Source organism: Pseudoalteromonas rubra (genome assembly GCF_000967655.1).
Classification (GTDB): domain Bacteria; phylum Pseudomonadota; class Gammaproteobacteria; order Enterobacterales; family Alteromonadaceae; genus Pseudoalteromonas; species Pseudoalteromonas rubra_A.
On record NZ_JXYA01000081.1, the window covers coordinates 1 to 8,429 of the forward strand.

General features: G+C 44.8%; 6 protein-coding genes. 2 read left to right on the plus strand and 4 right to left on the minus strand.

What is annotated here, in order from left to right; genetic code table 11:
• Positions 1–207: 207 nt before the first annotated feature.
• On the minus strand, positions 208–1,404 hold the full coding sequence (locus tag TW77_RS23160) for a hypothetical protein (RefSeq protein ID WP_046007340.1): 1,197 nt from the start codon (positions 1,402–1,404) through the stop codon (positions 208–210).
• Entirely contained in the window at positions 1,404–2,450 is a 1,047-nt protein-coding gene (locus TW77_RS23165; RefSeq protein ID WP_046007341.1) for a nucleoid-associated protein, read from the minus strand. The genes TW77_RS23160 and TW77_RS23165 overlap by 1 nt, the downstream gene beginning before the upstream one ends.
• Before the next feature lie 502 nt (positions 2,451–2,952).
• On the opposite strand from TW77_RS23165, the gene TW77_RS23170 reads away from it, so the two are divergent.
• Positions 2,953–5,457, plus strand: a complete 2,505-nt coding sequence (locus TW77_RS23170) for a GH92 family glycosyl hydrolase (RefSeq protein WP_046007342.1) — start codon at positions 2,953–2,955, stop codon at positions 5,455–5,457.
• 90 nt (positions 5,458–5,547) lie between these two features.
• Here TW77_RS23170 and TW77_RS23175 read toward each other — a convergent pair whose 3' ends face one another.
• Both TW77_RS23175 and TW77_RS23180 read right to left on the minus strand, forming a co-directional pair.
• Positions 5,548–6,627 carry an esterase-like activity of phytase family protein gene (locus TW77_RS23175; protein ID WP_046007343.1) on the minus strand — a complete coding sequence of 360 codons (1,080 nt, stop codon included), beginning with the start codon at positions 6,625–6,627 and terminating at the stop codon, positions 5,548–5,550.
• 164 nt (positions 6,628–6,791) lie between these two features.
• Complete coding sequence (locus TW77_RS23180; protein ID WP_046007344.1) at positions 6,792–7,604, minus strand: alpha/beta hydrolase; 813 nt, start codon at positions 7,602–7,604, stop codon at positions 6,792–6,794.
• Positions 7,605–7,793: 189 nt separating this feature from the next.
• Between TW77_RS23180 and TW77_RS23185 the strand changes: the two genes are divergently transcribed.
• Positions 7,794–8,417, plus strand: a complete 624-nt coding sequence (locus TW77_RS23185) for an MBL fold metallo-hydrolase (protein WP_082079026.1) — start codon at positions 7,794–7,796, stop codon at positions 8,415–8,417.
• Positions 8,418–8,429 lie beyond the last annotated feature (12 nt).

Below are 8,429 nucleotides of genomic sequence, written 5' to 3' on the forward strand. Positions count from 1 at the left end.
ATATCGACAGTTTACTGCCCTGGCATGTTAGCCTCTAGGTGTAGTTCGCCGCACGCTTACATTTGGTATTTGCCTATGGGTGTAATCTGGTTGTTGTTCTATTCGTTAAAGGTAAAGAGCTTACCTTGGGCACCTGGCATGCAAGGTCTTTGTGATAGAACGACCGTCCTAGGTTGATTGGGTGTATTTAAACTAGTTTAATAAACTCTAGGCATAGGCCTTGCAAAATAAAAAAAGCGTGAGGCCAAACAAAGCGATTGCTGTAAATATCGCGAAACCAAGTTTGATGCAGACTTTAGTATATGCACTATCAATTCTATCCTTGGCTTCTTGGATTTTTGTAGCCTCTTCTTCAAAGCTACCTTTAAGTCTATCAAATACCTCAGAATATTCTAATTTATGGACTTTCAAGACTTCGAACTGATCAATTAGGCTCACAACCAACAAAAATACAAGCAAAGCAACAGTGATAAGCACAGTCAAGTTTTTAGCAAATGGCATACTTTCAAGCCCGCCTATTGGCATTTGTTTTATTTGGGTTGTTGCAAACCAAATACCAGCTGGGAGTGATAGCAATTTGGTAGCCATAGTATTGAAAACTTCATGGATGTCACTGATATATTCTGTTCTTTTCTCAAGGTATTCCTTTCTTACTTTGTCAAACGTGTAGCTTTCCACGTAACTTTGATAGCTTAAAAGAACATTAGAAACCAAGGAGCTCATGTGCTTGATTAGATAACTAAATCGTTGCTTTATATCAATATCTTTCAAAAAGCTGACTAGCTCTTTACATATCAAGCAGGCTATTGCCTCCTGATGCAAATCCTTCTTCATGAGCTTGTCCAGTGCATCTAGGTCAATTGGATGATCAAGATCCGATTCCGTGAGAGTAAATTCGAAAGTAAGAGGACGTTCATAAAAAATCGTTTTATCTCCACCTTCAGTTGATTCGGCCAACTCTTTTATAAATTTGTAAGCTTCACTGAGTTTCAGGTAATTTATGTATTGCTCATCCGTACTACCGGGTGACAGTAAAATAGACGAATCTGTGAAAAAAATATGCTTTACTGGTTTTTTTACCTTCGTTTCATCTTTAAGTAAATCAGACCAGCTAGCACAAACAACTGAATCCGGTTTAATACAAATCTTAGATAGTTCGACTTCAAACACACAGCCTTGAAAGTTGGCGGGTATTAGCTTGCCTAAGTTAGCGCTTCCTCCAGGCTTACCATCTTTGGTGAAATCATAAGAGCCCGAGGTTATGCCTTCATCACAAAGAAACACAAGGTCTTTTTCCAGCTCAGGAGTAATAGAAAGAAAGCCTTTAAATTCATCATGGCTTGCTTTTCTATCTTTGAGTGCTGAAAACACCCTGGCATAAACCTCGGTAATGTGTGGCTGCATTAGTCTTCTACGTTTTCTTCTTCTAAAAGCTCTTTTTCAATTGCTTCACGCAATGAGTTTGGAATTTCGGTGAAAGTGAGTTGCTTCCGCTCTACGTCATATTTTACAACGGTATTTAGCTTTTCTCTATCAAAGCTGATGGATATGCCTTTTCCTGAACCTGAGAGTTTCTTATACCGTTTTAACTCTGCCGAGTCGATAGCCAAATCTTCGGGAAGGTCATATTCCTGTCTCGCTTGCAGGGCAAATTCATCACATCTATCCGGGAATACGTGATTGGCAACATGGCTAAGTTTAACAGGTTCACCTGTTTTCTGCCTCTCCTTGACGTAATCATGTGCCTGCGTCACCTTTTGAGAGGCTACGTCGTCATTCATGCCACAGGTGTCTTTAGCAAAGTCCTGAATAGCCCTTTTTAATTGTTTTGTTTCTCGCTTAGCCGCCTCCTTATCTCGCTGGCAACCTATAAACTTCTCGAAATAGTCCCTAAGTTCTGTTGCCCGACCAGTTTTAAATCTTATATATCGAGAAGTTAGGGCGTCTCTCCATTGTGTGAGGTTGATTGCTGCACCAAGGTGTAGCTTATTGAGTTCCAATATTTCACTTGCTACTACATCAAGATCTACTGATACGTCTATGCCTTCGGTTTTTTTAACCACCGCCACACCTAACCAGTCATCATGATTCCTTTCGTATTGATAAAAAATCAGATAACCACCCTTAACAGAATGAAGCTGGTCACCAACAATGATTGCTTCATAACGATCTGCTAGTGCCTTTGTTAAATCAACAAAGCTGCTGCAATTGCAATTATCATCGTAGAAGTCACGCAACTTTTGCTCGAATACAGGAGTCGCATTGTTATCTCCATCTACGCCAAATTCGCCGATGTTGAGGTGTGCGTTAGAAAATAATTCCAGCAATCCATCAGTAAGTTGTTTTGTAAGCCCGTCGGTGTTGTTTTCTTGAGCTCGAAGTTGTTTGGTTAACCGTTCGCCATCTTTGTCACGTTTTACTACGTGAATTATTACGTGTTTTATTGCCATGTAATACCTGTTGAGAGTGTCGTTGGAGTAGCTTCGCTGGTAAAGAGGTGAAGCATGTCCTTGCTTATTTTAATTAAGTCAAAATCAGGGGGGTTTTGCTATGAAAAATATCATAACAAGTTCTTTAGATAACTCAAAAGTATTTAATTGCATCAAGTTATTAACAAGCCGTGCTGTGAACTAAGTACTAGTAATTCGGCTAATAATTTATCCTCAAAGATAGGGACCAGCCTAAACAAAAAATTTTCTTTATTGGAGCTTTAGTCTGTTTGGAGAGCTTAATAAATTCAGAGGGCTGCAAAATCATTATCACATCGATGATATTAGATTTTGACATTAGATCATAAATTTGATCAATTTGTTATTAATGCAGGTTATCGCTTACAACCTTTAAGTCGGCGCATTAAAATTGTACAAGTACCGAAAAGGGTGGCATTGTATCCGGTGATCCAAATCACTTATACAATAAAATTGGAACGATCCATTTGGGTGGGAATCAATAATGAATCAAAACAAAGTCGCCAGGCATCTGGCTTTAGTTTCTCTGTCGTCAGCCATTTTAACTGCCTGTGGACAGGCGCCTAGAGCGCAAAATCAACATGCTGATGCGTCAGTTTCTGCATCATCAAACTATGTTACTGATGTTGTGTCTTATGTCGATCCTCTGATCGGTACTCAGGGGCCGTTTAATCACAGGCAAGCCGGTAATGTGACGCCGGGGGCGCTGGTGCCATTTGGCATGTTTAATTTTGGTCCCGAGCATGCTTATACAGAAGATCTTCTGGCAGAGTCAGAGGGGATCTCGAAAAAAATTCTGCAAGAGAAGAAGCGGGTACCGGTCTCTCCGGGTGGTTATAATTATCAGGCCAGCCGCGTAAAGGGCTTCTCCTTTACGCGTTTATCCGGGACCGGTTGCCTGGGGGCATCCGGCGATATTCCTGTGATGCCATTTACCAAAGATGTAACCTTTTCTCCCGCAACCGATCCCATTAATGCCTATTTCAGTGCCGGGTTTAGTCATGACAATGAAACCGCTATACCGGGCTACTATCAGGTTGGATTAGACAATGGTGTAAACGTTGAGCTTGCAGCAACCACCCGTACGGGGATCGCCAACTTTACTTATGAGCAGGCAGACAACGCTAAGTTGCTATTCAGGACGTCCTACTCTCAATTAGGCAGTGGCGACGCTTATGTTAAGGTCGATGCGAAAAAGGGAGAGGTAACCGGTTATGTGACCTCTGGCAACTTTTGCGGTTACCTGGGCGAGCACAACCAAAGGGACTACTACACGCTGCATTTTGTTGCCAAGCTCGATAAACCCATTTCAGGCTCAGGCGCCTGGAAAGATGGCGATGTGTTCAAAGGGCAAAATTCGGCAAAAGGTGGAATGGGGTACGGCGATAACGGTTGGCCGGATATCGGTAAAGGCTCAGGTGTTTGGGTCGATCTGGATTTGGATGCAGGTGAAACCGTGCAAATGCGCGTTGGTATCTCTTATGTAAGTCTGGATAATGCCAGGGAGAACCTTAAAAAAGAACAAGCTGGGCAAAACTTTGCAGAAGTGCGCAAGGGCGCGCAGGGGGCCTGGGAGCAGGAGTTGTCTAAGGTGAAAGTGGAATCAGACGACACCAGCAAACTCAGAGTTTTTTACACCGCCTTATATCATAGTCTGTATCATCCCAATATTTTTTCAGATGTGAATGGTCAGTATATAGGGTTTGATCAGCAAGTTTATACAGTAAAAGGCACTCAAACACACCAGTATGCTAACTTTTCTGGCTGGGACGTTTACCGCTCACAGCTGCAACTGGTTGCTCTGTTGGATAAAAAGCGCGGCAGCGATATTGCCCAGTCCTTATTTAATCAGGCGAGCCAGTATAATGGGGTCTGGGATCGCTGGACGCATAATGCTGGGGCAACTGGCGTGATGAGTGGCGACCCAGCAACGATAGCGATTGCGAATTTTGTGGCATTTGGTGCTGATGACTTCGATGTGGGCGGGGCGTATCAGTCTTTGCGTAAAGCCGCGACTGAGCCTACCGAGTTTGATTTATCTGAGACTGGCTGTCCGGTGTTTTGTCGCGGGCAAAAGCCGTCGTTAGATCAATGGCAGACGCTTGGATATATCTCAGATCAGTCGAACAGCTGGGAAGGTGCATCAGAAACCCTTGAGCAGGCATCCAGCTACTTTTCATTGTCTCAGCTGGCTGCGCGCCTGGGCAAGCAGGGCGATGCTGCTCGTTTTGTGAATGAAGCCGGATTCTGGCGCAATATCTATAATCCGTCTGCCACCGAGTCGTTAGGTTATATTCAGGGACGCAACAAAGACGGCAGCTGGAAAGACGAATTTGATCCGTTCTCTGGTCACCTGTTTGTTGAGGGCAGTCCGGCGCAGTATTTATGGATGATCCCCCATGATGGCGCGGGGCTGGCAAAAGTCCTGGGAGGTGAACAGGCAATGAGTCAGAGACTGGATAGCCATTTCCGAAAAGCGGATGGCAGCTGGGTGTTGTATCGCGACTCGGCTGAATTTGCCGATGTATCTAACCAGCCGTCTATTCTGTCTCCGTGGATGTATCTGCATACCGGTGAAGCGTACAAAACACAGCAAACGGTACGCGAAACTATGAAGCAGCTTTGGTTGGACGCGCCGGATGGGATCCCGGGTCAGGATGATTTGGGTCAGATGTCTTCCTGGTATGTATTCAGTAGCCTGGGGCTTTACCCCAAATATCCGGGCCGTGCAGATTTGGTGCTGTCCAGCCCTCAGTTTAAACGCGCGAGCATAGGTAATTTAACTTTGAACGCACCGCAGGCTTCTGCCGAACACATTTATATCGATGCAATGAAGGTAAACGGTGAAGCCACCTTGAATAGCTGGATTAATGAAAGCTACATCAATGAACCGGTTACGCTGGACTTTACCTTAAGTAAAACACCAAACAAAGCATTTGGCAGCGCTGTGGAAAATCGACCGCCCAGTTATGGACCTGCAACGCAGTAATGGCATAGGTTGTAAGGGTTTCAAACCCTGAGCTGTTTGCAAAGCCCCGACTGACTGTCGGGGTTTTTTGTGTCAAACCTTGCTCAGAGATTAGTGGGCAGGCACGGGTGTTTTCACTTCGAACAGCAGGACCTGACTCAGCTGTTTGCCGTGCACGTTAAAATTATCATCCGACACCATCAGCAAGCTCGGATTGCCATTGGCAAGCTTGGGACCAAAGGTCATGCCCTCCAGATTATCAATGTGTTTGGAGCCCAGCTTTTCCTTAACGGTGGCCAGGTCTAACAGCAGAGTTTTACTGGCAGGGCGAAAATGCTGCTGTTTTAGTGAAGCCATTTTGCTGGTGTCGGTTGCCTCCTTCATATCAACAAGATAAATGCTGACATCATTGCCTCCGTCAGCAATCCCTGAGGTGTATGAACGCTCCATGGTAAGAAACTGGTGTTCATTCAGCTGTAATATCTCCACCAAACCGGTGGTGCGAAACGCATCAGGCTTTGCTTGTGGGCGATTGACCATAGGTTCGAGATAATAGGCAAACTGCTTTTGCATGCGTTTCGAGGCAAAATCAAAGTAAGAGATACGCACCATGCTGCCGTGCTCAATGTTGGACTCTTCACCATCTTGTTTAAGTGCGCCTTCGGCAGACACCCAAATGCCTTGCCCGGAATGGGCTATGGTGAGTCCTTCGAAGACAGCATTGTGTCTTGGTCCGGACGCTTTACTGATGTTGAACATCTCAGGCAGTGTAAAGTTAACCAGGCCTTGTCCGGTTTGCATGAAAATGGCTGGCGCTTGGTGATATTTAATACTGCCTTCGCTGGTCCATATAATGTCTTTCCCATTGTGCGCCACTCTGAGGCTCTCCGGGTCAACCACACTTGAGTCGGTTTTTTGGTTTATCAGCGGCAACGATTTTGTGAATTCAACCTGTTCAATTTTCTGATTTTTAATTGCAATATTGGCTTCAAAGTAGCGGGGTTTTTTAGAGTCATCGGCGATGAGTAAATAGCGGCCATCGGTGTATTCAATGCTGGACAAACCGCCGACCTTGTCGCCATCGACGCGTAAGTCTGCAGGAACAATAAACTCATCTAAAAACTCGAGCTGCATAGAAGCTGAGTTGGCGAAAAAAGGGGCCAGTAAGGTTAAAAATAGACAACTGCGCATAAAGATCTTTACTTCAAAAATTCAGGACAGACCAATATACGCAGGTAATATGAAGTTTGCATCACAAAGTCGATAAAAACACATGACTGTGAAAAAAGTAAACTCAGACAGAATGCATGACGCAACTTTGGTACCTGTCACTTGGCGTGCGCAACGGCAGTGCTTTATTGGTACTGGATCTGTTTAAACGCATCATACACAGCCAGGTGCAAAGTATCTCCGTGATCGAGCTCTTCGAAATAGCGAAAATGTAACTGAGCTTTATCTTTAAGTTGTGGGGCAATTTTATCATGAAGTTGCTTTGCAACGCGCTCCATAACTTTACCTTCCTTGCCGACTGCAATGTAGACTGATTTAGGCAAGCCCGCGGGACTGAATGGTTTGGCGAGCAGTGACTCGTCGTCCCACCATAAACTTGGGCTGATAATCACATAGTGGTCAAACAAAGTTGTGTGATGAAACAGAATTTCGCTGGCTAGTAGCCCTCCCAGAGACTGGCCTATCAGCGTATTTGACTGGCTGGTGCGGTAACGTTGCTCGACTAGCGGTCGCAATTCATTTTCGATAAACGCGATAAATGATTTAGCGCCGCCCTGTGTAGGCAGATCGCGTTTATCGAGCGCGTTGTTACTCAACGTTGTAAAGTCGTGTTTTCTGTCCTGATTACTGATGCCGACAACTATGCTGGGAGGCAGAATATTCAGCCAAGGAAAATTAGCAAACTGAACCAGACCGGCAATGTGAATAAAGTCTTCGTCTTTTGAGCCGTCCAGCAGGTATATAACCGGGTACTTTTGCTGTTTATTCTCGTGATACCCTGCTGGTAAGTACACGTTTATCGAGCGGTTTTGTTGCAGTATTTGAGATTTAAACGTCAGGGTGCTGGCAAACTGCATCGGCTCTGAATGTACCTCACTTTTTGCAAACGCTACAGAGCAGAGCATAAAACCAATTAATATTACGAGTGCTCGAGTCATCAGGGAACCTTCCTTTGTCTGAATAAAATGCAAATGTTAACCCCGTTTTAAGTTTACGCAAAGGGAAGTGCGGTACAAGTTTGTTAATCGCGTGACGTACAGTCCAAGTTTCACCCAGGCGAGAGAGCCATTGATTTATTTTCAGTACAACGTATTGTGTTTATCAAAATATAATAACAAGGATTGCTTATGAAATTGCTCAAAACGCTATTTGCTACAGCACTAATTTTACTGAACGGTGTAGCGTTCAGTGCCAATATTCAGGTTCAGGCGGTGTCGCAGCATGTGCATATTCTCTCAGGGAAAGACTACGGTACTAATATTGGACTGTTCGATACCCCCGATGGCTTGGTGTTAATCGACCCTATGCCAGGTGAGCCATATCTGGCTGAATTGGAAAAAACCATCCAAACAATTTACCGCAAACCCGTCACGCATATTATTAATACGCACGCTCATGCAGATCATACTGGTGGCAATACCTTTTTTGCCAGTCGGGGGGCGCAACTTGTGACGGGCACAATCAACCGGTTTGATATGACTCACCGGGTGGTGAAGTCTCATACCGGCACCGATAACATTTACTATTATAAGCCGGGTAATGTTATTTTTGTTGGGGATGTGTTTGATACCAGCTGGCATCCTACTTTTTATGCCGGCGGAGTGGCTGGGTTTAACCAGGCGATAGAGACGATTTTAAGCTTAGGGGATGAACAGAGCCTGGTAGTGCCGGGTCATGGTGAAGCCGCCAATAAAGCCTCACTGCGCGCGTTCAGGCAAAACACCCTCGACTGGGTGAGTACAGCAGGGTGAGAGCATACTTCG

Excerpts from the sequence above, each read along its gene's own strand:
- TW77_RS23170 (WP_046007342.1), top strand. The coding sequence starts at position 2,953 with ATGAATCAAAACAAAGTCGCCAGGCATCTGGCTTTAGTTTCTCTGTCG.
- TW77_RS23180 (WP_046007344.1), bottom strand. The coding sequence starts at position 7,604 with ATGACTCGAGCACTCGTAATATTAATTGGTTTTATGCTCTGCTCTGTA.
- TW77_RS23160 (WP_046007340.1), bottom strand. The coding sequence starts at position 1,404 with ATGCAGCCACACATTACCGAGGTTTATGCCAGGGTGTTTTCAGCACTC.
- TW77_RS23175 (WP_046007343.1), bottom strand. The coding sequence starts at position 6,627 with ATGCGCAGTTGTCTATTTTTAACCTTACTGGCCCCTTTTTTCGCCAAC.
- TW77_RS23185 (WP_082079026.1), top strand. The coding sequence starts at position 7,794 with ATGAAATTGCTCAAAACGCTATTTGCTACAGCACTAATTTTACTGAAC.
- TW77_RS23165 (WP_046007341.1), bottom strand. The coding sequence starts at position 2,450 with ATGGCAATAAAACACGTAATAATTCACGTAGTAAAACGTGACAAAGAT.